This window comes from Rhizobium oryzihabitans (assembly GCF_010669145.1).
GTDB classification, from domain to species: Bacteria; Pseudomonadota; Alphaproteobacteria; order Rhizobiales; family Rhizobiaceae; genus Agrobacterium; species Agrobacterium oryzihabitans.
In genome coordinates this window covers 681,064-694,690 of record NZ_CP048632.1, presented here as the reverse complement: position 1 = coordinate 694,690, position 13,627 = coordinate 681,064, and the positions used below count along the sequence as shown (strand labels likewise).

Annotated in this window: 12 protein-coding genes and 1 pseudogene; 9 read left to right on the top strand and 4 right to left on the bottom strand. The window is 60.0% G+C overall.

Going from position 1 to position 13,627, the window contains the following annotated elements:
• Positions 1–21: 21 nt before the first annotated feature.
• A complete protein-coding gene (locus G3A56_RS03895; RefSeq protein ID WP_082184674.1) occupies positions 22–756 on the bottom strand; it encodes a helix-turn-helix transcriptional regulator in 735 nt (244 codons plus the stop codon).
• A 123-nt stretch (positions 757–879) separates the two neighbouring features.
• A complete protein-coding gene (locus G3A56_RS28385; protein ID WP_003496171.1) occupies positions 880–1,056 on the bottom strand; it encodes a hypothetical protein in 177 nt (58 codons plus the stop codon).
• Between the two features lie 268 nt (positions 1,057–1,324).
• Here G3A56_RS28385 and G3A56_RS03890 point away from each other — a divergent pair, with 268 nt between their 5' ends.
• Both G3A56_RS03890 and G3A56_RS03885 read left to right on the top strand, forming a co-directional pair.
• Positions 1,325–1,894: a P-loop NTPase family protein gene (locus tag G3A56_RS03890; RefSeq protein WP_082184202.1), complete on the top strand. Its 570-nt coding sequence runs from the start codon at positions 1,325–1,327 to the stop codon at positions 1,892–1,894.
• Between the two features lie 9 nt (positions 1,895–1,903).
• A complete protein-coding gene (locus tag G3A56_RS03885; RefSeq protein ID WP_035242538.1) occupies positions 1,904–2,359 on the top strand; it encodes a type II toxin-antitoxin system RatA family toxin in 456 nt (151 codons plus the stop codon).
• Here the strand turns inward: G3A56_RS03885 and G3A56_RS03880 are convergent.
• Together G3A56_RS03880 and G3A56_RS03875 are read right to left on the bottom strand one after the other, a co-directional pair.
• Positions 2,341–2,850, bottom strand: a complete 510-nt coding sequence (locus G3A56_RS03880; RefSeq protein WP_082184203.1) for a CinA family protein — start codon at positions 2,848–2,850, stop codon at positions 2,341–2,343. The genes G3A56_RS03885 and G3A56_RS03880 overlap by 19 nt on opposite strands.
• Positions 2,847–4,034, bottom strand: a complete 1,188-nt coding sequence (locus G3A56_RS03875) for a bifunctional 2-C-methyl-D-erythritol 4-phosphate cytidylyltransferase/2-C-methyl-D-erythritol 2,4-cyclodiphosphate synthase (protein ID WP_082184204.1) — start codon at positions 4,032–4,034, stop codon at positions 2,847–2,849. Before G3A56_RS03875 ends, G3A56_RS03880 begins: the two co-directional genes overlap by 4 nt.
• A gap of 276 nt (positions 4,035–4,310) precedes the next feature.
• Here G3A56_RS03875 and dusB point away from each other — a divergent pair.
• From dusB to hfq, 7 genes and pseudogenes are all read left to right on the top strand, one after another.
• A pseudogene (gene dusB / locus G3A56_RS03870) lies at positions 4,311–5,326 on the top strand (tRNA dihydrouridine synthase DusB).
• Positions 5,323–6,471, top strand: coding sequence for a two-component system sensor histidine kinase NtrB (locus G3A56_RS03865; protein ID WP_082184206.1), 1,149 nt, complete (start codon positions 5,323–5,325; stop codon positions 6,469–6,471). Before dusB ends, G3A56_RS03865 begins: the two are co-directional and overlap by 4 nt.
• Positions 6,468–7,919, top strand: a complete 1,452-nt coding sequence (gene ntrC, locus G3A56_RS03860; RefSeq protein ID WP_003496154.1) for a nitrogen regulation protein NR(I) — start codon at positions 6,468–6,470, stop codon at positions 7,917–7,919. The genes G3A56_RS03865 and ntrC overlap by 4 nt, the downstream gene beginning before the upstream one ends.
• A gap of 150 nt (positions 7,920–8,069) precedes the next feature.
• Entirely contained in the window at positions 8,070–10,331 is a 2,262-nt protein-coding gene (locus tag G3A56_RS03855; protein WP_082184207.1) for a sensor histidine kinase NtrY-like, read from the top strand.
• On the top strand, positions 10,321–11,685 hold the full coding sequence (gene ntrX, locus G3A56_RS03850) for a nitrogen assimilation response regulator NtrX (RefSeq protein ID WP_003496149.1): 1,365 nt from the start codon (positions 10,321–10,323) through the stop codon (positions 11,683–11,685). Before G3A56_RS03855 ends, ntrX begins: the two co-directional genes overlap by 11 nt.
• Before the next feature lie 48 nt (positions 11,686–11,733).
• Positions 11,734–13,110: a Trk system potassium transporter TrkA gene (gene trkA / locus G3A56_RS03845; protein WP_003496147.1), complete on the top strand. Its 1,377-nt coding sequence runs from the start codon at positions 11,734–11,736 to the stop codon at positions 13,108–13,110.
• A gap of 184 nt (positions 13,111–13,294) precedes the next feature.
• Entirely contained in the window at positions 13,295–13,537 is a 243-nt protein-coding gene (gene hfq, locus G3A56_RS03840) for an RNA chaperone Hfq (RefSeq protein ID WP_003496145.1), read from the top strand.
• Positions 13,538–13,627 lie beyond the last annotated feature (90 nt).

The following is a 13,627-nucleotide window of genomic DNA, read 5'->3' as shown; positions in this document are numbered from 1 at the left end:
GACCCAAGATGTCTGGTGGTTTCAGTGCAGTCCGAAGGCCCGGCGATAGGCGGCGGGCGTTTCGCCCATCGCGTTGCGCATGGCGCGCGTCAGCGCCGTCTGGTCGGAAAAACCGGCCTGCAAGGCAATTTCGGCAATCGGCAGCGTGGATTGGCGCAGCAATGCGCAGACCTTGTCCATGCGCAACTCGGCAAGCCAGCGGTGAGGGGAGAGGCCGAACTCTTCGAGAAACAGCGCATGCAGGCGGCTCTCGCTGATTGCGGCACAGGCTGCGAGCATCTCGATGGTCCAGGGGAAGAATGGTTCCGCCTTGACGACGGCAGCGAGCGCTTGCAGGCGGCGGCGGATATCGGTTTTTTCAGTCGCAAGGCTATCGACCAGCAGCGGCGCCCAAAGCCCGGCAATATCGTCGCGCGGCCCATCCGATCCGATGACGCTGCGCATATAGGCGATCAATTGCCTCGTATCCTGCGCAACATCGAGAAAAGGCGCGTGGGCGAATCGCTCAAGCGTCTGCTCTGGAACCGTGCCTTCGTCGATATCGACCACCAGCGAGTGGTTGCTTGCCGTCGCTTCCTGGGTGTGCAGAGCGCCGCTATGAATGAAGACACCGCGCCCGGTGGAAAGTTCGTCCTGCCGTCCCGCCACGTCGATCTGCAGACGCCCAGACAGCGGAAGAACGATCTGCACGAAGCCGTGCCGTTCCTTCGGTCTTTCTTCCCTGTAGGTTCTGATATCGGCGGTTGCGGCCATCATGACGCTGTCGTTTCCATCGTGCAAAGAAATGGCCGCATCGAAAAGCGGCCATTTTCATTTTGTGATTATGACATCGTCTTGAAGATTGGGCCAGCCGGCTTTATCGGTCAGCCTTGCTTGCGCCTAACAGTCTTCCTTGGCGGTCGATTCGCCGCGTTTGCGCTTGCGCAGAACCGGCTTGTTCTCTCTCGCTTCGCATTTCGCGACGTCGATCAGGTAGGCAAGCACGGGCATGCCGTTCATCGATGCGAGTTGCTTGGCGGATTCGAGAAGGTTGATGATGTTGGAAAAATCGTCCATCGGCTCACTCAGTGGCTCAAAGCGGTTATGGGCTCGAAGCGGTTATGTCGGGTCTGAACCCAAAGATGAATACGCAGGGCAAAATCGGGAGGTCCCGGCGCGTTTGCATCCAATGGGTGTAATATTAGTGGCAATTAAATAGCAATCCCTGCGAGGGAGTTGCAATAGTCAATTTTCCGTAACTGCCATGCGCAACCACGATATCGCTCAAGTGGGAGATATCGCATTGGCAGCACCATGTTCCAGCGGTCAGAACGAGGTTTACGCGATGCCGCACTATCTTGATAGAGCCGAAGACGCAGCAAAGGTCATTGCGAGTGCAAAACGCATCATGGTCGTCGGCTGCTCGGGCGGCGGCAAGTCAACGCTTTCGCAGAAGCTCGCAGCCGCCTTCGGACTTCGCTACATTTCCATGGATCGCGAGATTTTCTGGCTGCCCGGCTGGCAGGCGCGCCCGCGTGAGGAACAGCGGCAGAGGATAGCCGCCATGGTCACCGAGGAGCGCTGGCTGATGGATGGCAGCAATCCATCGTCTTTCGACATGCGGCTTCCGATATCCGACATTGTCCTCTGGGTGCGCATGCCGCGCTGGCTCTGCCTGTGGGGCGCGATCAGCCGGGCGATCAAGGGTTATGGCAAGGCGCGACCCGAAATGGCGGAGGGATGCCCCGAAAGGATTGACGTCGATTTCTTGCGCTATATCTGGAATTTCGAACGCCGCCACGCCCCGATCTTCGAGCAGAATTTCGCGCTTTTTGGGCAGGGTGTGCCGGTATTTCAGCTGAAAAGCCGAAAACAGTTTCGTCGCCTTCTTGATCTTCTGCATATCGAGGATTAACTGCCGCTCATGCCACAGTTCGAAACGCATCGCCTTGTAAAACACTCACCTGACCGCATGTACGACCTCGTCGCCGATGTGGAGAAGTATCCGCAGTTTCTGCCGCTTTGCGAGGCGCTGACCGTCCGCTCACGCAAGGAACGGGACGGAAAGGTGTTGCTGGTGGCGGATATGACGGTCGGCTACAAGGCCCTCCGCGAGACCTTCACCACGCAGGTGCTGCTGAACCCCGCCGAGCGCGCCATCGATGTCAAATATATCGACGGACCTTTCAAATATCTCGACAATCGCTGGCGTTTCGAAGCCACCGAAGATGGTGGTTCGGCCATTCATTTCTTCATCGACTATGAATTCAAGAACCGTCTGCTCGGTGCGGTCATGGGCTCGATGTTCGACAGGGCATTCCGCATGTTCGCGGAAGCCTTCGAAACCCGCGCCGATAAAATTTACGCGGATCCGGCCTGATCGAGGGCAATCAGCATCTCAAGTGCAGTCCTGACCGTCGCAAGACGGATTTCCGTGCGGCCAATCTCGCCGTAACGCATTTCATGATGCAGGATTTTGCCGCTGCGTGCCCTGGCGGCCAAATGCACCAGCCCAACCGGTTTATCAGCCGAACCGCCGCCCGGACCGGCAATGCCGGTTACGGCCACGGAAAAATCCGCCCGTGAACGGAACAGGGCGCCATGCGCCATCTGCAATGCGGTCTGCCGGGATACCGCGCCGAATGTCGTCAGCGTCTCCGCCCCAACCCCAAGCATGTCCATCTTGGCCTGGTTTGTATAGGTGACGAAACCGCGGTCAACGACGGCGGAAGAGCCGGCAATTTCGGTCAGCGCACCGGCGATCAGGCCGCCGGTGCAGCTTTCCGCCGTGGAGACCATGAAGCCGCTGGCGGTAAAGTCGGAAATGATCCGCCGTGCCAGCTCTTCTATATCCGCGGGAAACAGGCTCATAGTGGTCTGCCCGTGTAGACCACGGTGGCAGTGGCAATCGCTGCGATACCTTCCCGACGCCCGACAAAACCGATCGTCTCGTTGGTGGTCGCCTTGACCGAGCAGCGCTCTAGCGCGATGCCGAGCATGTCGGAAAGCGCCTCCCTCATGGCCTGCCGGTGCGGACCGATGCGCGGTGCTTCGGCAATCAGCGAAACATCGGCATTCATGATCGTGCCGCCATTGTCACGCACCACCTTGGCCGCGTGTTCGAGGAAGATGCGCGAAGCGGCACCTTTCCATTGCGGATCGGAGGGCGGGAAATGGTCGCCTATGTCGCCCGCACCGCAGGTGGCGAGCAGGGCATCCGTCAGCGCATGCAGCGCCACATCGGCATCCGAATGTCCCTTGAGTTTCTGGTCGTGCTCGATGAACACGCCGCACAGCGTCACACCGTCGCCGGGCTCCAGCTGATGCACATCGTAACCATTGCCGGTGCGCACGTCAGGCATTGCATGGGAAAGCTTTTCATCAGCCATGGCGATATCCCGCTTCAGAGTGAGTTTCACATTGTCGACCGAGCCTTCGGTCAGCGTCACGGCCAATCCCGCCCATTCGGCGATCGATGCGTCATCGGTAAAATCCGTCTTGCCCGAAGCGGCAGCAGCGCGATGCGCGGCAAGAATTTCCCCAAAGCCGAAACTCTGCGGTGTCTGCGCCGCATAAAGTCCCTGTCTGGAAACGGTTTCCACAACGAGATCGCCTGCGCCGCGCTTCAGCGTATCGGTGACGGGCAGGGCTGGCAGAACGCCGACTGCGCCCGCCCTGTGCAAGGCCATGATGCGCTCCAGCATGTCCACGGCGACGAAAGGCCGCACCGCATCCTGGATCATCACATGCGTCAGATCCTGCGAAGCCAGCGCCACCAGCCCGGCAAGCACCGATTGCTGGCGTGTCGCGCCGCCCGTGACGGTGACGATCCGCTTTCCGGCATTCAGCCGTTCAAGGATCGGCGACAGCAGTGCTGCATCGTCTGCATGGCTGACGACAACGATCGAGGAGGCGTGATCCCAATCCAGAAAGGTCGACAATGTATGCTCGATCACGGCCCTCCCGCCGATCGGGCGATATTGTTTCGGCCCTTCCTCGGGGGAGCCTGCCCTTTCGCCGCGTCCTGCGGCGACGATGACGATGCCGAGTTTCATAGTACTTTCCTGCATTGGTCTTATGCTTTGCGCGCAACCCTTAGCGGTTGACAGTCCTGCTCTAGCGTTTCAAAACCCGGATGGCCAGCCCGATAAGACGCGCATCCGCCCCTGCACCTCGCAGGATCCGCAATCCTTGCGTGTTCGAACCTGCACAAATTGCTGCCGACAGCAAAACAGGCAGGCAGTCGCCCAGCAAATAAAAGGTGCAACTCTCTAAAAGTGCTTGGCAACTGCACAAACACTGTCTAAAAATAATGCAAATAACCCTTCTGCATGAAAGATCATCAGTTGCCCCTTCCGGAGTTGTCAGAACCGTTCAGCATCGGCTCAGTTGCGATCCGTAATCGCGCCGTGCTGGCGCCCATGTCGGGCGTGACGGATCTGCCGTTCCGGCAGCTCGCCTGGCGTTACGGCGCGGGCCTTGTTGTCACGGAAATGGTGGCAAGCCGCGAACTTGTCGCCAATCGCGGGGAATCCTGGGCGCGGCTGAAAAATGCCGGCATGGTTCCGCATATGGTGCAGCTTGCCGGGCGCGAAGCTCACTTCATGGCTGAGGCGGCGAAGATCGCGGCTGACAATGGCGCGGGGATAATCGATATCAATATGGGCTGCCCGGCCAAGAAGGTGACGGGCGGTTATTCCGGTTCGGCTCTGATGCGCGATCCCGATCACGCCCTGTCGTTGATCGAAGCGACGGTCGACGCGGTCGATGTGCCCGTGACGCTGAAGATGCGGCTCGGCTGGGATGAAAACACCATCAATGCGCCGGAGATCGCCCGTCGCGCCGAGGAAGCAGGCGTTCAGCTCATCACCATTCACGGCCGTACCCGCATGCAGTTTTATGAGGGACGGGCGGACTGGAACGCCATTCGTGCCGTGCGCGAGGTGATTTCAATACCGCTGATCGCCAATGGCGATGTCGAGACCGCAGAAGATGCGCGCGAAATCCTGCGCCGGTCCGGCGCGGATGCCGTCATGGTCGGTCGCGGCGCGCAGGGCCAGCCCTGGCTGCCGGCGGTGCTGGCGGGACATGCTGCGCCGCATCGCGCGGAGATTGCCGATATCGCTGTCGAACATTACGACATGATGCTGGAATTTTATGGAAGGGAAGCCGGTCTCAGGCATGCCCGCAAACATCTGGGCTGGTATCTCGACCGTTTCGCGCTCGAAATCGCTACCCCTGACAAGGTTAAAATCATGACATCGCGCGATACGGGGAAGTGGCGGATCTGCTGCGCTCTGCCCTTTGCGACACTGCGGGCAAAGAAGCCGCAAGGAAGGCCGCATGAGCGCTGACAAACACAGCCCGGCAGATGCAAACCCGCTCGCCATGGCGGTTCTGAACGCGGTGCAGAACCCCGTCATTCTGGTGGATGCCGAAGGTTTCATCGCTTTTGCCAATTGGGAAGCCGAATCCTTTTTCGGGGCAAGCGCTTCCCATCTCGCCCGCTACCGCGTCTCCACCTTCATTCCCTTCGGCAGTCCGCTGCTTGCGCTGATCGATCAGGTGCGGGAGCGTCGCGCGCCGGTGAACGAATATCGCGTCGATCTGAGCTCGCCGCGGCTCGGCCAGGACAAGCTTGTCGATCTTTATGTCGCGCCCGTTGTCAGCGAACCGGGATCGGTGGTCGTCGTCTTCCAGGAAAGGTCGATGGCCGACAAGATCGACCGGCAATTGACCCACCGGGCGGCGGCGCGTTCCGTCACCGGCCTCGCGTCGATGCTGGCACATGAGATCAAGAACCCGCTTTCGGGTATTCGTGGTGCCGCCCAGCTTCTGGAGACATCCGTTGCCGACGAGGATCGGGCGCTGACGCGACTGATCTGCGACGAGACCGACCGGATCGTTTCGCTGGTCGACCGCATGGAGGTGTTTTCCGACGAGCGGCCGGTGGACCGCGTGCCGGTCAACATTCATTCCGTGCTCGACCATGTGAAGGCGATCGCCAAGGCCGGTTTTGCCCGCAACATCAAGATTTCGGAAAATTACGACCCGTCGCTGCCGCCGGTCTATGCCAATCGCGACCAGCTGGTGCAGGTCTTCCTCAATCTGGTGAAGAATGCGGCGGAAGCCGTGGGCAACCAGCCGGATGGCGAAATCGTGCTGACGACGGCCTATCGTCCCGGCATGCGGCTTTCGGTTGCCGGCAGCCGTGAGCGCATCTCGCTGCCGCTCGAATTCTGCGTGCATGACAACGGCCCGGGCGTTCCGGCCGATCTCCTGCCGCATCTTTTCGATCCCTTCATCACCACCAAGACGAATGGTTCGGGCCTTGGCCTGGCGCTTGTCGCCAAGCTTATCGGCGCCCATGGCGGCATTGTCGAATGCGACAGCCAGAACCATCGCACGACCTTCCGCGTATTGATGCCCGTCTCGCCGGAAGTGGCGCTGGACGACAGCACTTTGCCGAACTCGACAGGAAATGACCCATGACAGCTACTATCCTCGTCGCCGATGATGATGCCGCAATCCGCACGGTTCTGAACCAGGCGCTGAGCCGTGCCGGTTACGACGTACGCATCACCTCCAATGCCGCAACGCTCTGGCGCTGGGTTTCGGCGGGTGAGGGCGATCTGGTGGTGACCGATGTTGTGATGCCGGATGAAAACGCCTTCGACCTCCTGCCGCGCATCAAGAAGGCCCGCCCGGACCTGCCGGTTTTGGTGATGAGCGCGCAGAACACCTTCATGACGGCGATCAAGGCCTCGGAAAAGGGTGCCTACGATTACCTGCCCAAGCCCTTCGACCTGACGGAGCTCATCGCCATCATCGGCCGCGCCCTCTCGGAGCCGAAGCGCAAGCCCGCTAAGCTTGATGACGACATGCAGGACGGCATGCCGCTTGTCGGCCGCTCGGCGGCGATGCAGGAGATCTATCGCGTTCTGGCCCGTCTGATGCAGACCGATCTGACGCTGATGATCACCGGCGAATCCGGCACCGGCAAGGAGCTGGTGGCGCGGGCGCTGCATGATTACGGTAAGCGCCGCAATGGCCCCTTCGTCGCCATCAACATGGCGGCTATCCCGCGCGATCTGATCGAATCGGAACTTTTCGGCCATGAGAAGGGTGCCTTCACGGGTGCGCAGAACCGCTCGACCGGCCGTTTCGAGCAGGCCGAGGGCGGCACGCTGTTTCTCGACGAAATCGGCGATATGCCGATGGACGCCCAGACGCGCCTGCTGCGCGTGTTGCAACAGGGCGAATATACGACGGTGGGCGGGCGCACGCCGATCCGCACCGATGTTCGCATCGTCGCCGCCACCAACAAGGACTTGAAGCAGTCCATCAACCAGGGTCTTTTCCGCGAAGATCTCTATTATCGCCTGAACGTGGTGCCGCTGCGGTTGCCGCCGCTGCGCGACCGGGCCGAAGATATTCCCGATCTTGTGCGCCATTTCATCCAGACGGGTGAGAAGGAGGGTCTGGAAGGCAAGCGTTTCGAGACCGAGGCGCTGGAGGTCATGAAGGCCTATGCCTGGCCGGGCAACGTGCGCGAACTGGAAAACCTGATCCGCCGGCTGATGGCGCTTTATCCGCAGGAAGTCATCACCCGCGAGATCATCGAGCAGGAATTGCAGTCTGATGTTCCAGATAGCCCGCTCGACAAGATGGCCGTCCGTACCGGTTCGCTCAGCATTTCGCAGGCGGTCGAGGAAAACATGCGGGACTATTTCGCAAGTTTTGGTGATGGCCTGCCGCCGCCCGGTCTTTACGACCGCGTACTGCGCGAGCTGGAATATCCATTGATCCTCGCCGCCCTGACCGCGACACGCGGCAACCAGATCAAGGCTGCCGATCTTCTTGGCCTCAACCGCAATACGCTGCGCAAGAAAATCCGCGAGCTTGGCGTTTCCGTCTATCGCAGTTCCCGCCCAAGCTGAGAATGTTGACAAGGCCGCATTTGTCGTTGCATTTTCGCCACATTGTGTTGCTTGGAAAACACTAGAAGGGAGAGAGATTCGCCAATTTGCAGCGAGCCTCACCTGACTTTGGAAATGTGGTGCTGGCTGGCCAGCGATTGGGAGTAGTGCATGCGGAAACCCGCCGCCGAAAACACCGTTGCCGACGACGCAGCGGGAATGGTGGTTGCCGATCGCAGGATGTCTTTCGCTCTGCCGGGGCTGGTGCTCGCCGGCATTGCTCTTGTTTGCGCTATTGTGACACTTTTCGTGCTGCTGGGCGTCACGCCCATTGCACCGACATCGAATGTCGTCATCGCCTCGGTGGTCATCAATTCGATCTTCGTGATCGGGCTGATCTTTCTCATCGGCCGGGAAATCAACCGCCTGCTGAAAGCGCGGAAAAAGGGCAGGGCAGCGGCGCGATTGCATGTGCGCATCGTCGTGCTTTTCTCCATCGTGGCGATTACGCCCGCCGTTCTCGTCGCCATCTTCGCCAGTCTGACGCTGAATGTCGGTCTCGACCGCTGGTTTGCGCTGCGCACCCAGTCGATCGTGGATTCTTCCAGCAATATTGCCCAGGCCTATATGATGGAGAATGCCGGCTATCTTCAGGGACAGACCCTGTCGATGGCCACCGACCTTGATCGCAACCGGGCTCTTTTCTATCTCGATCGCACCGGTTTCGTTGATCTCATGACCCGCCAGGCCAAGGGCCGCGGCCTGCTTGGCGCGTTTCTTGTGCAGGAGGACGGCGACGCCGTCGCGCAGGCCGACATCAAGACGGAAAAGCCGCTTCCAGCCATTCCGCATGATGCGCTTGAAAAGGCCGCCGCCGGCCAACCAACCCTTATTCCGCCTGGCATCACCAACCTCGTCGGCGCCATCATCAAGCTCGAAGGCATCAGCGGCACCTTCCTTTACACCGTGCGCGCCGTCGATCCCAAGGTGATGGGTGCGATGCGGCTGATGGAAGAGAACCGCGCCGAATACAAGGCAATGGAGGCGGGCCGCGCGCCGCTGCAGATCGCCTTTGCAATCCTTTATCTCGGTTTCGCGCTGATCGTGCTTCTCGCCGCCATCTGGACGGCGATTGCTGTCGCCGACCGCATCGTGCGCCCGATCCGCCTTCTCATCAGCGCCGCCGATAGTGTCGCCACCGGCAACATGCATGTGCTGGTGCCGGTGCGCGCCGTCGACGGCGACGTCGGCCGCCTGTCGCGGACCTTCAACAAGATGGTTTCGGAACTACGCAGCCAGCAGGAGCAGATCATCGAGGCAAAGGACGATATCGACGACCGCCGCCGCTTCATCGAAGCCGTGCTATCGGGTGTCACCGCCGCCGTTATCGGTGTTGATGAAAACCGCAGGATCACTATCGTCAATCCCTCAGGAGAAGAGTTCCTGGCGCAGACCTCCGAGCAGCTGATCGGCGCGCAGCTTTCGGAGATCGCGCCTGAAATCGAAGAGGTCGTGACCGAGGCCAATACCTGGGCACGGGGCAACTTCCGCAAGCAGATCAACATTATGCGGCGCGGCAAGGAGCGGACACTCAATGTCCAGGTGACCCGCGAGGATGCCCGTGATAGCCGCGATAGCTACGTCATCACGCTCGACGATATCACCGATCTCGTCATCGCCCAGCGCTCGACGGCATGGTCGGACGTCGCGCGGCGTATTGCTCATGAGATCAAGAACCCGCTGACGCCGATCCAGCTTTCCGCCGAGCGCATTAAGCGCCGTTTCGGTAAGCAGATCGATGAGAGCGACCGCGCCATTTTCGATCAGTGTACGGACACCATCGTCCGGCAGGTCGGTGATATCGGCCGGATGGTGGATGAATTCTCGGCCTTTGCGCGCATGCCGAAGCCGACGAAGGAGAAGTCGGACCTGCGTTCGATTTTGAAGGACGCGGCATTCCTGCGCGAAATCAGCGCCGCGGACACCAAATTCTCAACGGAACTGGGCGACATTCCGCTGGAGGGCATGTTCGATGCCCGCATGCTGGGACAGGCGTTCGGCAATCTTATCAAGAACGCGACGGAAGCCATCGAGGCGGTGGAAGGCGAAAAGCGACCGGGCAAGATTCTGGTGCGCGCATCCTTCGACGAGGCCAATTCCCGTTTCGTGGCTGACATCATCGACAATGGCCGCGGCCTTCCCGTCGAGAACCGCCACCGCATTCTCGAACCCTATATGACGATGCGGGACAAGGGCACGGGCCTCGGCCTCGCCATCGTCAAGAAGATCATCGAAGAGCATGGCGGGTATCTTGAACTTCACGATGCTCCGCCGGAGTTCGACCATGGCCATGGCGCCATGATCCGAGTGCTGCTGCCCTATATCGAGGCGGTCGGCGGCGAAAATAACAAGGAAGCAGCATATGGCGTCTGATATTCTGGTCGTGGATGACGAGGCGGACATTCGCGAAATCGTAGCGGGCATTCTCTCCGATGAGGGCCACGAGACGCGCATGGCGTTCGACAGCGACAGTGCGCTGGCCGCAATTTCGGAGCGCGTGCCGCGCCTGATCTTTCTCGATATCTGGATGCAGGGCTCAAAGCTCGACGGTCTGGCGTTGCTCGATGAGATCAAGAGCCGCCATCCCGAAATTCCGGTTGTGATGATTTCCGGTCACGGCAATATCGAAACCGCCGTCAACGCCATCAAGCGCGGTGCCTTCGATTTCATCGAGAAACCCTTCAAGGCCGACCGCCTGATCCTGATCGCCGAGCGGGCGCTGGAAAACTCCAAGCTGAAGCGCGAGGTCCAGGAACTCAAGAAGCGCACCGGCGATGCCGTTGAACTCGTCGGCGCGTCACTTGCGGTTTCCCAGCTTCGCCAGACCATCGACAGGGTAGCCCCCACCAACAGCCGCATCATGATCCTCGGGCCGTCCGGTTCCGGCAAGGAGCTGGTCGCGCGTATGGTGCACAAAAAATCCTCGCGCGCCACCGGACCCTTCGTGGCCCTGAACGCCGCGACGATCACGCCGGACCGCATGGAGATCGCGCTCTTCGGCACGGAAGGCCTGCCCGGACAGCCACGCAAGGTGGGCGCTCTGGAAGAGGCCCATCGTGGCGTTCTTTATCTCGACGAAGTCGGCGAGATGCCGCGTGAGACGCAGAACAAGATCCTGCGCGTTTTGGTCGATCAGCAGTTCGAGCGCGTCGGTGGCGGCAAGCGGGTGAAGGTGGATGTACGCATCATTTCCTCGACCGCCCACCACCTTGAAAGCCTGATCGCCGAAGGCCAGTTCCGCGAGGATCTCTATCACCGTCTCGCCGTCGTGCCGGTGAAGGTTCCGGCGCTGTCCGAGCGGCGCGAGGATATTCCTTTCCTCGTTGACATGTTCATGCGGCAGATTTCCGAACAGGCCGGCATCCGCCCGCGCAAGATCGGCGACGATGCCATGGCGGTTCTCCAGACGCATGACTGGCCGGGCAATATCCGCCAGCTGCGCAACAATATCGAACGGCTGATGATCCTCGCGCGTCCCGAGGGCGGCGAGGCGCCCATCTCGGCCGACATGCTGCCGGCCGATATTGGCGACATGCTGCCGAAGATTTCGGCGCAGGGCGACCAGCACATCATGACCCTGCCGCTGCGTGAAGCCCGCGAAATGTTCGAACGTGACTATCTGGTCGCCCAGATCAACCGCTTCGGTGGCAATATTTCGCGCACGGCGGAATTTGTCGGCATGGAAAGATCAGCGCTGCATCGCAAACTGAAATCTCTCGGGGTATAAGAAACCAAGGCGCATCGCCGTAACCGATTATTCCGTCAGAGAGACAGCATGAAAGTCATCATTTGCGGCGCAGGGCAGGTGGGTTACGGCATTGCCGAACAATTGTCGCGTGAGGATAATGAGGTGTCGGTCATCGATACCGCCGCGCCGCTCATTACCGCCATCACCGAGACGCTGGATGTGCGCGGTTATGTCGGCCACGGCGCGCATCCCGACATGCTGGCGAAGGCGGGTGCCGACCAGGCCGACATGATCATCGCTGTGACCCTGCATGACGAGATCAACATCGTCGCCTGCGAGGTGGCGCATGCGCTCTTCAGCGTTCCGACCAAGATTGCCCGCATCCGCGACCAGAGCTATCTGAAGCCGGAATATGCCGATCTCTTCAGCCGCGAGAACATGTCGATCGACGTCACGATTTCCCCGGAAGTCGAGGTCGGCAAGATGGTGCTGCGCCGCATCGCCTTTCCGGGCGCCACCGATGTCGTGCGTTTCGCCGACGATACGATCTTCATGCTGGCGATCGAATGCATGGAGGACTGCCCGGTCATCAACACGCCGCTGCAGCAGCTCTCCAACCTGTTTCCGGACCTGATCGCGACGGTGGTGGGCGTTTACCGCAACGGCATCCTCAAGGTCGCGCATTCCTCCGAGCAACTGCGGGTCGGTGACCTTGCCTATGTGATCTGTCAGCGCCAGCATGCCCGACGCACCTTGAGCCTCTTCGGACACGAGGAGCAGGAGGCGCAGCGCATCGTGATCGCGGGTGCCGGCAATATCGGCCACTTCGTTGCCCGCAAGATCGAGGAGTTGCAGCCGAAGACGCGGGTAAAGATCATCGAGGCGGATCGCGACAGGGCGATTGCCGCATCGGAACAGCTCAGCAACACCATCGTCATGCATGGTTCGGCGCTTGATCAGAAAATTTTGATGCAGGCCGATATTCAGGATGCGGATCTGATCGTGACGCTCACCAACAACGACCAGACCAATATTCTGGCAGCGGTGATGGCCAAGCAGCTCGGCTGCAAATCCAACCTCGCCCTGCTGAACAGCTCGTCCTTCCATGAGGTTGCGGCTTCACTCGGTCTCGATGCCTATATCAACCCCCGGGCCGTCACTATTTCACGCGTGCTCCAGCACGTGCGCAAGGGACGCATCCGTTCGGTTTACGCCGTCCAGCGCGGGTCGGCGGAGGTGATCGAGGCGGAGGCGCTGGAGACATCGCCGCTGGTGGGGCAGTCCTTCCGTGACATCGACATGCCTGATGGCGTGCGCATCGGCGCGATCTATCGCGACGGTGTGGTGATCCGACCGGACGGCAGCACGAAAATCAAGGCGAAGGACCGTGTCGTGCTGTTTGCATCCGCCGATGCGGTGCGCGACGTGGAACAACTTTTCCGTGTTTCGATACAATATTTCTGACTGTCCCGAATTGAACATGCGGGTCAATACTCGTACTCATTCGGCTGTTTTGACCGTTGCGGAACGGAACATGATTTGATACCAGAGTTTGAGGTCGGCGAAGCGGGGGACAAGACTTGGCCGGCTTATTATTGATGGATTATTTTCCGGTATCCCTGCCGGCAAAAAAGAAAGAAGCGGCGCCATGGCGGAACGTTCTCAAAACCTTCAGGATCTCTTCCTCAATACCGTTCGTAAGCAAAAGATCTCGCTCACGATTTTTCTGATCAACGGCGTCAAGCTGACCGGCGTTGTCACCTCCTTCGACAATTTCTGCGTGCTTTTGCGCCGTGACGGTCATTCGCAGCTGGTCTACAAGCATGCGATCTCCACCATCATGCCCGGCCAGCCGATGCAGATGTTCGAGAGCGAAGAAGGCGCAGCCTGATCAGGCTCCTGCGACGGTATCTTCAACATAAGCTGACCCGCACCGGGAACATTTCCGGTCTCGTCAGGTTTATTCCCAAGGCCGTCCGCG